The 13221-nt window shown below is 57.8% G+C and carries 12 protein-coding genes and 2 tRNA genes; 4 read left to right on the forward strand and 10 right to left on the reverse strand.

Going from position 1 to position 13221, the window contains the following annotated elements; genetic code table 11:
- Positions 1–235: 235 nt before the first annotated feature.
- Positions 236–430, forward strand: a complete 195-nt coding sequence (csrA, locus tag ACF8K2_RS01795; protein WP_186556731.1) for a carbon storage regulator CsrA — start codon at positions 236–238, stop codon at positions 428–430.
- A gap of 76 nt (positions 431–506) precedes the next feature.
- On the opposite strand, the gene ACF8K2_RS01800 is transcribed toward csrA, so the two are convergent.
- The 4 genes from ACF8K2_RS01800 to ACF8K2_RS01815 all read right to left on the reverse strand — a co-directional run bounded on the left by ACF8K2_RS01800 (position 507) and on the right by ACF8K2_RS01815 (position 3857).
- The gene (locus ACF8K2_RS01800) at positions 507–860 is read right to left on the reverse strand and encodes a response regulator (protein WP_392463239.1); all 354 of its coding nucleotides are present in this window, start codon (positions 858–860) and stop codon (positions 507–509) included.
- A gap of 12 nt (positions 861–872) precedes the next feature.
- On the reverse strand, positions 873–2321 hold the full coding sequence (locus ACF8K2_RS01805; protein WP_392463240.1) for an ATPase domain-containing protein: 1449 nt from the start codon (positions 2319–2321) through the stop codon (positions 873–875).
- A gap of 25 nt (positions 2322–2346) precedes the next feature.
- Positions 2347–3489, reverse strand: a complete 1143-nt coding sequence (locus tag ACF8K2_RS01810; RefSeq protein WP_392463242.1) for a nitrogen regulation protein NR(II) — start codon at positions 3487–3489, stop codon at positions 2347–2349.
- Positions 3490–3572: 83 nt separating this feature from the next.
- On the reverse strand, positions 3573–3857 hold the full coding sequence (locus ACF8K2_RS01815) for a hypothetical protein (protein WP_392463243.1): 285 nt from the start codon (positions 3855–3857) through the stop codon (positions 3573–3575).
- Between the two features lie 223 nt (positions 3858–4080).
- Here ACF8K2_RS01815 and ACF8K2_RS01820 point away from each other — a divergent pair.
- A tRNA-Leu gene (locus ACF8K2_RS01820) sits at positions 4081–4165 on the forward strand.
- Positions 4166–4269: 104 nt separating this feature from the next.
- Positions 4270–4683, forward strand: coding sequence for a DoxX family protein (locus tag ACF8K2_RS01825; RefSeq protein WP_392463244.1), 414 nt, complete (start codon positions 4270–4272; stop codon positions 4681–4683).
- Positions 4684–4712: 29 nt separating this feature from the next.
- Here ACF8K2_RS01825 and ACF8K2_RS01830 read toward each other — a convergent pair whose 3' ends face one another.
- Positions 4713–4904 (reverse strand): hypothetical protein, encoded by a 192-nt coding sequence (locus tag ACF8K2_RS01830; protein ID WP_392463245.1) that lies wholly within the window; start codon positions 4902–4904, stop codon positions 4713–4715.
- A gap of 530 nt (positions 4905–5434) precedes the next feature.
- On the opposite strand from ACF8K2_RS01830, the gene ACF8K2_RS01835 reads away from it, so the two are divergent.
- The gene (locus ACF8K2_RS01835) at positions 5435–6034 is read left to right on the forward strand and encodes a hypothetical protein (protein ID WP_392463246.1); all 600 of its coding nucleotides are present in this window, start codon (positions 5435–5437) and stop codon (positions 6032–6034) included.
- A 14-nt stretch (positions 6035–6048) separates the two neighbouring features.
- Here ACF8K2_RS01835 and ACF8K2_RS01840 read toward each other — a convergent pair whose 3' ends face one another.
- The 5 genes from ACF8K2_RS01840 to ACF8K2_RS01860 form a co-directional block, all read right to left on the reverse strand.
- Positions 6049–6213, reverse strand: coding sequence for a hypothetical protein (locus ACF8K2_RS01840; protein ID WP_392463248.1), 165 nt, complete (start codon positions 6211–6213; stop codon positions 6049–6051).
- A 321-nt stretch (positions 6214–6534) separates the two neighbouring features.
- Positions 6535–6608 (reverse strand) — tRNA-Cys (locus ACF8K2_RS01845).
- Positions 6609–6761: 153 nt separating this feature from the next.
- Positions 6762–7781: a protease SohB gene (gene sohB, locus ACF8K2_RS01850; protein WP_392463250.1), complete on the reverse strand. Its 1020-nt coding sequence runs from the start codon at positions 7779–7781 to the stop codon at positions 6762–6764.
- Positions 7782–7873: 92 nt separating this feature from the next.
- Positions 7874–8431, reverse strand: a complete 558-nt coding sequence (locus ACF8K2_RS01855; RefSeq protein WP_392463251.1) for a DUF4174 domain-containing protein — start codon at positions 8429–8431, stop codon at positions 7874–7876.
- 231 nt (positions 8432–8662) lie between these two features.
- Complete coding sequence (locus ACF8K2_RS01860; protein ID WP_392463252.1) at positions 8663–13213, reverse strand: NEL-type E3 ubiquitin ligase domain-containing protein; 4551 nt, start codon at positions 13211–13213, stop codon at positions 8663–8665.
- Positions 13214–13221 lie beyond the last annotated feature (8 nt).

The following is a 13221-nucleotide window of genomic DNA, read 5'->3' on the forward strand; positions in this document are numbered from 1 at the left end:
TCAAGCAGAGAAATTTCCAATATGAGCGTAAGCCCCCTATTCTTGCCACCGAGCACCTTCGCCGATGGCGCCTTAATGGGTTAAATCGGCACCTGCAACTAGAGACAAGCAACAGATTTTGTCAGCGGGGGAATTCCTGTCCGCCGAAAGCGTCTTTAATGAGAAGGAAGAGGGACAAGCTCCCGCCGCAGCGGTAAATAGCCGCGCGGTTTTCATCATTACCAAGGAGAACTACATGCTGATACTCACCCGCAAGGTTGGCGAAAGCATCGTCATCAACGATGACATCAAAGTCACCATTCTGGGCGTTAAAGGGATGCAAGTGAGGATCGGCATCGATGCACCGAAGGATGTTCAGGTTCATCGTGAAGAGATTTTCAAACGTATCCAGGCTGGCAACCCGGCGCCGGAAAAACATAACGACGAATAGCACTGATCTGCATCGCTTGAAGCCGCACGGATGCGCTTGACCGATCGGCCCGCCGATGCGGGATTTTGCCTGGCTTTCAGCTGCCCAGCAGTTCCCGCACTTTGGCGATCAGCTCTATCGGATTGAATGGCTTTTCAAACACCGCAACGAACAGCTCAGGGCTCGCCTGACTGGCTTGCGCGCCACTCATGAGAATCACCGGCAGGTCTGCAAGCTCCAGCTCGTCACGGATTGCCCTGGCAAGCTCTTCGCCGTTTTTCTTCGGCATCATGAAGTCAGTAATGACCAGGTCTACCCGCTTCTCCTTCAAGGCTTCCAGTGCCTTGGTGCCATCGCCCGCTTTTTCAACCGCAAAGCCCTCATCCTCCAATGCATAGGCAAGGATTTCGACTATCAGGTACTCGTCATCGACGATCAGGATGGTATTCATCGCCTCATCCCATCACCCACCCTCCTGCGGCACAGCGCTACCGGAGAGCACTCCCGAGGCACCCTCGAACGCTTTGCGCAGAGTGACACCCTCAGGAGGCCCCAGGCACAGCTCATGAAGCGCAGGGTCGTGGTGACTGTCGCGCACTTTGAGAATTGACAGCATGCGGCGCAACTGCGCATCCAGCTCGACGAAGCGAGTCAGCAACAGGTTGTCGACAATGCTCGACAGATCCGGCGCGGGTGCACTGATCTCGGCGCCGAACAGGTCACGCATCTCCCAGGTCATCAGCACGCTGACGTCCTGAGCGCGCAGCTCGCCGATCAGCGCACGGAAAAAACCATTGAGTCGCGTGGAGTCCGCAGCCAGCCGACTGAACGCCCCCAGACTATCGATGACCACTCGCTTGGCGCCCAACGCCTTAACTTGAGCGAGCAACCGCGCGCCCAGCTGATCGAGTAAACCTTCGGTGGTCGGTTGCCAACACAGCTGCACAGCGCCCGAGCGTTCCAGAGTGGCAAAGTCATAACCCAACGCGGCGGCCTTCAGGCGCAAACGCGCTGGGGTTTCATAGAAGCCAAAATGCAAACCAGGCGCCTGCGCGGTGGCAGCGCCGAGAAAGGCCAGCCCCAGCGATGTCTTGCCAATCCCCGAGGGCCCCATCACCAGACTGGTTGAGCCTGTGGCCACACCACCACCGAGCATCTCGTCCAGCGTAGGCGCACCGGTGGTGACCTGGTTCAGGGTCGCGGTGCCTGGTTGGCTAGGATGGCTGTACAGCGACTCCAGACGTGGAAACACCTTGAGCCCAGCCTCGTCGATCAGGCACTCATGCAACCCTGCCAGAGCACCACTGCCGCGGGTCTTGCGCAGTTGGATATGGCGTATTGCGCGGCTTCCAACCAACTGCTCGCTGAGCTCAACCACCCCATCGACCATCGTGTGCTCGGGGCTGCCTTCCTGTAGGCGGGCACTGGTCAACAGCAACACCGTACAACCGGCGAAGGCGGCATGGCCCTGCAGTTCAGCAACGAATTTCTTGGTATCCAGGGTCGTTTCAGCGCGCACCCGGGCGTTGAGCAACCCATCGACGATGAGCAAGGTCGCCTGCTGCCGGGCGATTTCCTGACGCAAAAGCTTGACCACCGCCTCCAGCCCCTCCTGCTCCAGGGTATCGAAGGCACTGACGAACTGGATCTGATCGCCGACCAGGGCCTGATCGAAGAACTCCAGTGTCGAAAGGTATTGAAACAAGCGCTCGTGAGACTCGCTAAGCAAGGTGGCCACCAGCACTCTGCCGCCCTCACGCACATGCCCCCAGGCCAACTGGTTGGCCAAGATCGTCTTGCCTGCGCCAGGTGGCCCCTGGACGATGTAGGAGGCGCCTACCACCAAGCCGCCCTTGAGCAGCGCATCTAGCCCGTCTATGCCGGTGGTCAGGCGCTTGAGTGCTTCTACCATGGTGTCCACCTAATTGGATGTCGTGCTATGGGCCGATCTGGGCAACGGGCAAGTACAGTCTCATGCGCGTGCCAATCCCCACTTCGCTGGTTACACAGATCGCACCATTGCTTTGCTTGGCAAAACCATAGACTTGGCTCAAACCAAGCCCAGTGCCTTTGCCGAAGGCCTTGGTGGTAAAAAACGGCTCGAAGATGCGTGGCAGCACCTTCGCCTCGATACCTTGACCGGTGTCCTGCACATCGAAACACACAAAGCTGCCGTGCAGCCCCTCAACTTCGCCTGACAACTCAACAGCGTTCACCTCAAGCCGAATACTCCCCTCACCGTCGATGGCGTCACGGGCATTGAATAACAGGTTGAGCAGGACCATCTGCAACTGCCCGGCATCGGCTTGGATCATCGGTACATCCGGTTGCAGATGTTGCTCAAGTACTATCTCACTGGGCAGCGCGTGCTCCAACAGGCCACGGGTCGAATCGATCAGCTCGGCTGGCGCGATACGCGTGACGTTCAACTGCTGATGACGAGCAAAGCTGAGCAAGCGCTGGGTGAGCTGGGTTCCGCGCTGGCCAGCGTCAAGAATATGCTCGAGCAGGCGCCGCACGCGCTCAGGATCCTGGCTATTTGCAGCCAGGCGCGCAGAACTGAGGATGATGGTCAGCAGATTGTTGAAGTCATGCGCCAAGCCGCCGGTCAACTGCCCTAAGGCTTCGAGCTTCTGCGCCTGGAATAGTTGGGCACGCATGGCATCCAGTTGCAGTGCCGACTCGCGCCGATCGGTGATGTCACGGGTAACTTTGGCCAAGCCGACAATCTGGCCCTGCTCGTCACGAATCACATCCAGGGCCGCCAAGGCCCAGAACTGCGTGCCGTCCTTGCGTACTCGCCAGCCCTCATCCTGGGCAACGCCCTGCTCCAGTGCCTGGCGCAGCAATTGCCCAGGGCGCCCTTCGACACAATCTCGGTGGGTAAAAAAAACCGAGAAATGTTGGCCGATGATTTCATCGGCGCGGTAGCCCTTGATGCGCTCAGCGCCGGCGTTCCACGACACCACGGTACCGGCAGGGTCGAGCATATAGATGGCGTAGTCCACTACCGACTGAACCAGCTGTTCATAGCGGTTGGTGGGCACTTCAGGCTGGTCCAGGCGGTCGATTGAAACCATGCAAGCTCCACGGGCACCGCAGGGAAAGACAAGTTGAGCGTAGTTCAGAGTCTACTCGCCCTCAGGCCATCAAGCGAAACTCTTCAGGTCTCACGCTCGACCAAAACCGGGCTGAGTCTGCGTGGCATCGATACCTTAAGCAGCCACAGGCATGCCAACACAACGCCGCCGCCAGCCGCGATGGCCAGCCCCCTCTGCTCAACGGTGTGCTGTGCATCAAAGCCGATCATCAGCAGATAGCCGCCCAGGCACAACAGGCTGAAGTAAAGGAAAGCCGCTAGAACGAAGACCTGAGCAAACACTATGCGCCAAAACAGCCTAGGCCGTACGACACGCGATGATGGTACAGACGAGAGGTCCGCAGACATGACATTTAGCTCATTGGATCCAAAGTTTCGAACAGTGGCCTAATGCTGGCAATGTGTCAATTACACCTTTAGCAATTGTGGCCTACTGCCCAGTGAGTGCTGAGGTTCGGTCAGGCCATATCAGCCGCTGAGTTGACTCGCCTATAACGATGGGTTATAAAGCGCGCTTGATTGCGTGGCCCTTCACTACGAAGTGTCCGGTCCTTGCGACCCTTTCAAACGTGCGAGTGTGGTGGAATTGGTATACACAGCAGACTTAAAATCTGTCGGCGTGAGCCTTGCGGGTTCGAGTCCCGCCACTCGCACCAATCTTCTTTGAAAAGGCGCCCATGAGGCGCCTTTTTCATGCCTGGCACAAAACCTTTGCGCGCCTGCTAGAGTGAAACATGTCTCGGTCCATTGGAATGCCGCCATGCGCTACTCCCTGTTCGACGGTCAACGCGATGCGATAATCCTGCTTGCGCGTATCCTGCTGATGATCCTGTTCGTCATGTCTGGCTGGAGCAAACTCACCGGCTTCGAAGGCACGGTTGGCTATTTAGGCTCACTGGGCGCCCCGGCGCCGACGCTGGCGGCGGCAATTGCGGTGATCATGGAGTTCTTCGTCGCCATCGTGTTGATCCTGGGCTTCTACACTCGGCCATTGGCGTTTCTATTTGCTCTGTTCGTGCTCGGCACAGCACTTATCGGCCATCCCTACTGGAACATGGTTGACCCGCAGCGTAGCGCCAACATGACCCAGTTCTTCAAGAACCTGAGTATCGTTGGCGGTCTACTTTTGCTGGCAGTCACGGGCGCAGGGCGATTCTCGCTGGATCGTCGCTGAAGACTGCGTAAGGGCTGTTCAGCGCAGACTTACTCGTCGTCGATGTCGTCATGCCAGGCGGGATGATCCTGCTCATCGAAGTCATCGAGGAGATCTTCGTCTTCCTCGATGTCATCTTCCAGTCCCTGGGCATCGGCCTCGGGATCCAGGTCCTGGTACAGAAACTCGTGGTCGAGCAGATGATCATGCTCAGGCTCTGGAAGGTCTTCGTCGTCGTGCATACCGGGCTCCTGAAATAAGCACGCCTGTATAGGCCGTTCAACGGCCGCGGTCAATCGCCGGCCCGTTAACGCTGACTTAACTGCCCGACATCACACTGCAACCTCTCCCTTCAAAACGTCCTTGCCCGCCTCCTGGCGGGCTTTTTTATGGGTGCACCACCAGGTGCCAGCACTTACTGCAACGCTACTGGCTGACGTTGAGTTGGCGCACACTTTCTCAACTGCAAGCCCTCAACAGTCTGGTGACATGATCTTCACGAATTTCTGACATGTGCGTAGGCACCCTCTAAGTGCTTCGTACGTTCTTTGAACCCGCCCTCTGTCGGCGGGTTTTCTTTTTCTGCCGCCTTTTCCCCACACCCCGCTAAACACGCCTGGTTACCCGGTCTAGGGCTAGGCCAAGCCGACACCAAAGCCGACCTTGAGGTTGAGGTAGACGGCAAGATGATGTCATACTGGCATTATTGAAACTCATTCTCAGGGCAGTATTCTGCTGGCCTATTCCCACTTTCTATCTAAGGAAGGACCTTATGAGGCCGCTTCTCTCCCTGGCCGCCAGGATGAGCCTGTGCGTCGCGCTTCCTGCGTGGGCGGCATTGGCCGCTGCTGAATCCGTTACCCCCTGGCCCCAGGAACCTACGGACTTTCTCGGCATCGACCTGCAGGGCAACTTCCTTGAACAAGTTGAAGAGTGCCCTTCCGATAGCGTCCGGCCCATCACCCTGTGCCGTGTCCCTACCGCACAAGCGAACCAATTCGAAGTTCGTGGGCTGCCCTACCTACCTATCTCGCCCGGCTACAGCCTGATCGCCAGCGTCACCGACGGCAAGGTGCATGAGCTGGTTTTCAGCGGCAACGCCAACAGCCTCTATCTCGTCACCGAAATGCTCACCAATCGCTTCGGCGAACCCGGTCTTCAGCAGAGTCACTGGATCAAGATGAGTTCGGGCGCGTCTTATCTGACCGAGGTCATGAGCTGGAAAGGAGAGAACGTTGCGATCAACTTTCAGCGCCAGGAGAACGATCTTGGCCGCTATGCGGTGACGATCTTCCCGCTCTCTAGCGCGTCGGCAGCATCGACAGCCGAAGCCTCTACTGTAGTTGTCGAACCGCAGGTGTCTAATCTCTGATTGTGCCGCGGTGCTCAGGGCTTGCCAGCTTGAGCTTTGGTCCAGTGCACCTTGGGCGCCGCAGGATTGAATCCGCTAACGCCTCTGGGTATTTCCTTGATCGTGCCGCCTTTGGTGAGGAACTGTTCAACTTGCTCATTCAAGCGCAGTTGAGCCTGCTGGGTCGTGGAATGGTACATGCTGACACCTCGCTGGTGAGCCGCCCAAGGAGAGGACTCGCCCGCCACTATACACCTAGACCGGCGTGGTCAGGTTTAAATGACGAATAAAGCCTGATCTGCGCAATATATCCGCAGATCCAGGCAAGATATCGTCACATCAGCAAGACGCCCACAGCTTTCCAACAAAGACATCACTTACGCGCGCTTATCGCCGAGCCGACCTCATCATCAAACGACGAAGGCTAAAGGTTTGGAGCCACCCTGGTACCTTGGGACTCATGGCTTTTTTGACCCATAAATAAAAACCCCGCAGACGTTAATCTGCGGGGCTTTCGAATGTGGAGGCCGAGGTCGGAATCGAACCGGCGTAGACGGATTTGCAATCCGGAGCATAACCACTTTGCTACTCGGCCTCAAAGTTCGGATCTAGCTACTTTCGCTAAGCTATCTCCTTGAAACATAAGCGCTTTTTCAAGCTACCTGTGTTTCGATGGAGGCCATTATGTCTGCATTCAACGCTCCTTGCAACCCCCTGGACAGAAAAAATCTTCAAGAGGTTCAATGTCTTAGCGCAAGCGAGCGAGTTTGCTCCACAGCCCTACCAGAGTGTTCTCGACAGTTCCGCTAGCCGCCATGCCAATACGCTCCTGCAGGCTCTTGCGCTCAGCGAAATGCAGGTGGAACAGATTCGCTTCGCGAGCGCGATCGCTCAGGTATTCGTCGCTGGTGCGCAGCTCATCAACCAGCTTGCGGTTCAGTGCCGCGACACCCAGCCAGACCTCACCGGTAGCCACCTCATCAATGTGCAACTGCGGACGATAGCGTCCGACGAAGTCCTTGAACAGCTGATGAGTGACGTCCAGGTCCTCCTGAAATTTCTCCTTGCCCTTCTCGGTATTTTCGCCGAAAACGGTCAAGGTACGTTTGTATTCGCCAGCGGTGAGCACTTCAAAGTCGATGTCGTGCTTTTTCAGCAAGCGGTTGACGTTGGGCAGTTGCGCCACGACGCCAATCGAGCCAAGCACGGCAAACGGTGCACTGATGATCTTCTCACCGATGCAGGCCATCATGTAGCCGCCACTGGCAGCGACCTTGTCTATGCAAATGGTCAGTGGGATGCCTGCCTGGCGGATGCGCGCCAGTTGCGAGGCAGCCAGGCCGTAACTGTGCACCAGCCCCCCACCACTCTCCAGGCGCAGCACCACTTCATCACGCGGGGTGGCGAGGGTGAGCAAAGCGGTGATTTCATTGCGCAGACTTTCAGTGGCCGAAGCCTTGATATCCCCATCGAAGTCGAGCACGAAGACTCGATTCTTTTCCTCAGCCTTGGTCTTCTTGAGCTTTTTATCCACCTTGGCTTGCTGTTTGCGCAAGGCTTTGAGCTCAGCCTTGTCGAACAGGCCTGACTCAAGACGCTCGCGCAACTGCTTGTAAAAATCGTTCAGGCGGGTGACCTGCAACTGCCCACCAGGCTTGCGCCGCCCCTTGCCCCGCAGGCCAGCAATGGCCGACAGCACCACTAAAATGGCGATCACCAGGGTTGCGGTCTTGGCGAGAAAGCTTGCGTATTCGGCAAGAAATTCCACAGTAATCCTCAAAGCACTAAATTGATTACCCATCGTACCGAAGGTTGCAATGACTTGGTACGCCAGGCTGACGTTTTCAACGACTGTGCGAGTCAGTCCTCCAGAGGCTTGGGAGGTGCCGCAGGCTTAGCTGGCTTGGTCGGTTTGCCATTGCTCTTGGCCTTCGGCTCGGGAACCGCAGCGGCTACAGGTTCTGACGCCGTCACGGCGTTCTCGGTGGCCGGTAGTTCGTCCACTGCCTTGATGATCACTTGCGGATCAATCTTCTCGCCACTGTCGTCATCTTTAAGCACATGCCGCTCACCGTCCTTGCCCACCAGGATGACTTTGGTGCCCTTGCTGGCGCCTAACTTGAGCTCTCGGATCAAGGCCATGGTGGTCTGTTGCTCGAGGTTCTTGTCCTCGCGCATGCCCATCATGTTGGCAACGCTGTACAGGATCAGTCCACGCTCCTTGAAGGCGGCCTGGGTAGCAGGGTCTTTCAGGGCTTCATTCAAACCACGCAATGTTGGGTCTGCAGAGCTTGGGGCAATGATCACTAAAGGCCGTGCCTTGCCCAACTCTTTGGCCAGAGGTGCATCGCTGTCGGCGGCGAACAATGGGCCAGTAACGGCGAGCAAGGTGGCGAGGGACAGTGACCGGACGAGCATGTGCATCTCCTTAATATCTCGATAAACCAATGACTACAGATCGTGGAGAAAAATCCGCTCTGGAGACTAAACCACCTGGCAGAGCAAGTGGTTAGAGGAAAGGTTACTGACGGTTTCCAGGGCACCTCCAGATCAGGATGGCGACATCTCCGGAAAATGCCGACACCCAGACTGAGCATAGTTCAAAGCCGCCGCAGGCGGGGCCACATACCGCTTCCACCCGTGGAGGACTCAACGTACGTGAATCGGCGGATCGCTCGGCCCCACCTCAAGGGTGCGCAGGGTTAGCTCAAGCATCAGCCCTCGCCGAGCGGCCCGTTGCTCATCCCTGATCGCTTCCGATTGCAGTTTCTGTTCCTGCTCAGACAGGGCTTGGTCATCGAAAACAGTTTCTAGCCGCTCATGAAAAGGCCCATCTACACGACTAAAATCGTCGGCATAAGTGCGCTCCAAATGAGCTTGCCAGAAGTCGCGCTCCACCAGCGAACGTGCCAGTCGCTCTTGTGTTTCAGCTTGCAGAACCTGCGCATGGGCTTGCTCCAGGCGTGCCTCATCAACACCCGCAACCGGTCGAAAACTCATGTCGCCGATTTCCAGTGGCAAGTTCAGGCGCTCACGCAGGCCAAGCCGATAGGCAAGCCCGATTTCGCTCTGATCCGGATTGCCACCTCGCGCGACAATGTCCTGCATTGCTATGCGGTCAACCTCATCCAAGCGCCATAGCCGCTTTCCAAGGCCAAGTAGAGCGCTTTCAGGATCGCCTTGTGCGTTGTGTTGGGCATTCCACACCAACACCTTCAATTCCAGATTACTCAGACACCAGGTAGCGCCATCCTGACAACCCCATTCATCGTTGGCTACGCTGAGTAGCTCATCACCCAGGGTCTGGTTCTCAGTCATTAACTGCAATAATGTCAACACCCGCAGCGCCACCGTTTGAGGATGTCGTTGAAAGTCCGCCGAATGGAGCAGCTGGCGCAACACCCGGAAAAACCGCTCCGAGTGTGGCCTCTGTTCAATAGCGTCCCAGCGACTGACCATCGAGCCGCGATAACCCTGCCCCACGGCATCGCCCCACAACTCCCGAGCATTGGTCGACTGCTCGTCAGCAGCTGATGCGTCGACTGCCGCCAGTGGCTCCATCAACGCCATCTGCAAACGCGTGAGCTCGGCAGTATCTAATGGATTACCGCCCAAACGTATTCTTCGCCTTACCACCAGTGGCGCTTGATAGAACTGTTCCGGCAGGCGGCTGATGTGATTGTCGCGCAGGTCCGCGTAATACAGCATTGGTCGATCGGTTACTGCCGCAGGCAGCTGGGTGATGCGCGTTGCGCGCAGGTTCAGCCACCGCAACCGGTTCATTCCAGCCAGCGTAAAGGGCCGCCCCAATGGGTTATGGGACAGGTCGATGTACTCGAGTTCTTCACAACTGGCCAGAATGGTCGCCTGGGCTCGGTCCAGCACGATCTGGTTGTTGGTCAATATCAGCGAGCGCAAGTGCTGCATCTGCAACAGGTGTTGCGGCAATCGGGTCAACTGGTTATCACCCAAATCCAGCACCCGCAGCCGGCCAAAGGCCAACAGGAAACTCACAGGAACTTCTTCAAGATCCATGTGCAGCAGCGCGAGGTTGGTAATATGGCCAAAGCTCACGCGTGCTGGCAGCTCAGGCAGACTTTGCGGCTTTGCCCCATACAGCATCATGTGAAAGTTGGTGTCAGGCTGGGTGATATCGTAGGGCGCAGCCGTCCTGCGTCGCCAGCCATCGAGCAATGTACGACGTACGAAAGCACGCTCTGCTGCCAGCTCGACCTCACCCTCCATTACCCAATTCTCCAGGCAGCTGTTGAGCGCTGCCAGCTCTTCGCGCAGCGTCGCCAGAACGATCTCTGGCCGGCGTCCCGACTGATGAATATTCTCGACCCAGGCGATGACTTGATCGTCGCTGAACGTAGGAAACAGCTCTCGCAACATCGCGGGTAATGATCGCTCGCGACCACACAATCCGCTGGGCGAGCAACCACCCAGCAAATAGCCCAGGCGCCCATCCGCCAAGCGCAGCAGTGGGCGTACTGCGCCACTGCGCTCGACGCGGGAAAACAACTGCGCGACTTCATCACGCCGCCGCACTGCCTGGCGTGCCAGCAGCACCCGCAGGTTGTGCGCGAACGGCTCGCTAATTCCCATGTCGGCCCATTGCTGCGCCGTATAGGCTCCCGCCATCACGTCGAACAATTCGCCCGTCGGACCCACGGCCATCCCTTGAGCCTTCAGCCGTTGGAACCGACCGTTCACATGCACCAGATCGAACGCTTGTACCCCCTCCTCTGTCGCCAGCAGAAGCGGCCCCTGTACATCGCCTTCAAACAAGCGCCAGCGCACCCCCTGTGCCGCTCCAGGAAGATGCTTGAGCATGCCGACGGCGACCCTGGCCAGGTCGGCAGTCTGTGGGGTAGCCAGGTAAAACGCCTCGTAGGCGCGAGCCGTGCGGATAACCAGAGAAGTCCATCGCGCAGCCTCCGCCAAGCGCAAAGGTATCCGCCCGCTTTCGAGCAGACGTCGTCGATCATTGGCACTCGCTGCCTGTAGCAGCTCTCGCGCAGCGCGTCGGTGCAGGCTGGGAAAGCTGCGCCGCAACGTGGCGCTGCTTGGACTTTCACTGACTTGCATCGCATCGTAAAGCCCTTGGAACAACTGCCGACGCTCGGACCACGCCAACTCGGCAAGCGCCTGGTCAGAAAGCCCGGCAGCCCCGGCCAGTCTTTGCGCATGCTGAAGAACGGTGACGTCCTCAACCGCTGCGCCTGAGCGCAAGCGACTGATCAGGCGCCGAATGCGCGCATCCAGGCGACAACGCATTACGCTGTCGAGCAATCCCGCCAGCGCCGGCGCCTCACTGACATGCATGGCCCGCAGATGATCGGCGTCAAGACCGTGGAAATTCAGGATCTGATCGATCTCGTCGTTATCCGCGTCAGCAAAACTGCCACCCAGACGCCGGAACAGTTGATACCTGTCATCCCACTCAGCCGGCTGCTCGCTCCAAAGGCGCCATGCACCAGCTCCATTATCCTGTAGTTCTGGGCCGTGCCCAGCAACCGGACGCAATTGCCAGGATTGACTCGCCTCGCGCTGGATCACTGGGTAGGCATGGCCATCCATCTCGATCCATGCCTGGCCATCCAATCGCTGAATCCCCTGTGCATCAATCGTCGCGCCAGTGGCAGCTGGGGGACTGCGAAACGGCGCCAAATTCTGCTGCCACAACTTCGTACGGCCGTCTTCCAGTCGTGCCGCAAGCAGGCTATCGACCAGCATCGAGCGATTCCAAACTCGCCTTATCGCTGTGGCACCCGCCGCAACGGCGCCGATCGTCGCAAGATTCACAGCGACATTGTGCAGATGCTCAAGCGCTTCGCTGATATCGGCATCGCGCCATGCTTCGATGCCATGGTAAACCTCTGTCAACAGTTCCCAGGCGGTCACTGCCAACAGGGCCGCGCCGATGGCTGGGACGAACAATCCTGCGACGTTGATCAGCGCCCAGCCTTCGGCAGCCAGGCGCTGGTCATGCGCACGCTGAATCTGGCGATCGAGCTGGGCGATAGGCGTGGCAATGACCGCAGCGTCATCCTTGATCTGGGCGATGCGAGCGCGGGCCAAACTGTTGAACAAAGGGCTTGGGTAAGGGTGAAGGTGCTCTTTCAGATCAATATTCGCCCACACAGGCAAATCTTTGTAGCCAGGAATAATGGCCGAGAAGAACGCCTGACTGTCGCGCTGGCGAACAAAGCGAGTGAAGAAGCGCTGGTATGAATTTTCCCGTAAGCGCCGCCCCATTTCTCTGGTCATCCGCGTCAGGCTCGAGAACTTGCTCCATGCGCCATGTGGATCACCTGGGATGTACAACAAAACCTCGCGAGTACTGTTCACAAGTGGACCCTGGTCGATAACATCCAGCACGACAATTTGCTCAAGCATGCAGCCCATCAAACGCAACTGTTTGGGCACTACCAGATCGCCAGCCAGGCGTCCCAGCCTACCTTCAAGCGACATTCCCAGCAGCATGCGCAACTCACTATCACTCAAGATGCCCGTGAAACGTGCCTGATAGGCATCTACCGCCATGGCATAGCGGCAGGAACTGACCAACAGTGATTCCACGCTCTTTGGGTTATCGCCAGGGCGCAGAATACCGTCCAGATAGTGCTGATAGCGCTCGCCCAGATCGAGCTCACGGCACAACGCAGCAAACTCGATAGCCGTCGGTGGCGGCCGCAGCCCCTGGCGATTGATGAGCAGGCGATTACCCCGAAACTGGCCGTCTGTCTTCGCTTGCTCAGGCGTAAAGTTGCGCAAGGCGACTTCAAGCAAGGGCTTTTCATCGTACTCCACTTGGGTGAGGTGGCTGCCCACCGGCTGCGCGTTGATTACCGGCTCGCGCCGGCCTTGCAGGAACTTCAAACGACGCACGTTGTACCCCGGCGCGTAACGCTTATCCAGTTCATCCTGCAGGGCCGAGGCAACGAAACTGTCGATGCCTTGTACTTGCGCAAGTATTCGAGCCAACTGCTGACGATGCTCCAGGCTCTTGCTCAGCGCATCGCCCAGTACGCTCATCTGGTCGACCGGAACTTTGCGTAACCAATCAGGTAGGCGCTCACCGATGATGCTGTCCTGGAGGGCTGCCGCTTCGTTACGCAGGGTCTGAAGCCGCGTATCGTCCGCGGCTGTGCTGAGGATGTCGGTGTTTGCCTGCATTACCTGGCCGTTGCCCATGGCAGGGC

This window comes from Pseudomonas sp. xss_2 (genome assembly GCF_043104195.1).
Lineage (GTDB): Bacteria > Pseudomonadota > Gammaproteobacteria > Pseudomonadales > Pseudomonadaceae > Aquipseudomonas > Aquipseudomonas urmiensis.

What these genes read in the sequence shown, in the direction of transcription:
- ACF8K2_RS01840 (WP_392463248.1), bottom strand. Translation starts at nt 6,213, where the DNA reads ATGTACCATTCCACGACCCAGCAGGCTCAACTGCGCTTGAATGAGCAA.
- ACF8K2_RS01805 (WP_392463240.1), bottom strand. Translation starts at nt 2,321, where the DNA reads ATGGTAGAAGCACTCAAGCGCCTGACCACCGGCATAGACGGGCTAGAT.
- ACF8K2_RS01825 (WP_392463244.1), top strand. Translation starts at nt 4,270, where the DNA reads ATGCGCTACTCCCTGTTCGACGGTCAACGCGATGCGATAATCCTGCTT.
- ACF8K2_RS01855 (WP_392463251.1), bottom strand. Translation starts at nt 8,431, where the DNA reads ATGCTCGTCCGGTCACTGTCCCTCGCCACCTTGCTCGCCGTTACTGGC.
- csrA (WP_186556731.1), top strand. Translation starts at nt 236, where the DNA reads ATGCTGATACTCACCCGCAAGGTTGGCGAAAGCATCGTCATCAACGAT.
- ACF8K2_RS01860 (WP_392463252.1), bottom strand. Translation starts at nt 13,213, where the DNA reads ATGGGCAACGGCCAGGTAATGCAGGCAAACACCGACATCCTCAGCACA.
- ACF8K2_RS01835 (WP_392463246.1), top strand. Translation starts at nt 5,435, where the DNA reads ATGAGGCCGCTTCTCTCCCTGGCCGCCAGGATGAGCCTGTGCGTCGCG.
- ACF8K2_RS01810 (WP_392463242.1), bottom strand. Translation starts at nt 3,489, where the DNA reads ATGGTTTCAATCGACCGCCTGGACCAGCCTGAAGTGCCCACCAACCGC.
- ACF8K2_RS01830 (WP_392463245.1), bottom strand. Translation starts at nt 4,904, where the DNA reads ATGCACGACGACGAAGACCTTCCAGAGCCTGAGCATGATCATCTGCTC.
- ACF8K2_RS01815 (WP_392463243.1), bottom strand. Translation starts at nt 3,857, where the DNA reads ATGTCTGCGGACCTCTCGTCTGTACCATCATCGCGTGTCGTACGGCCT.
- ACF8K2_RS01800 (WP_392463239.1), bottom strand. Translation starts at nt 860, where the DNA reads ATGAATACCATCCTGATCGTCGATGACGAGTACCTGATAGTCGAAATC.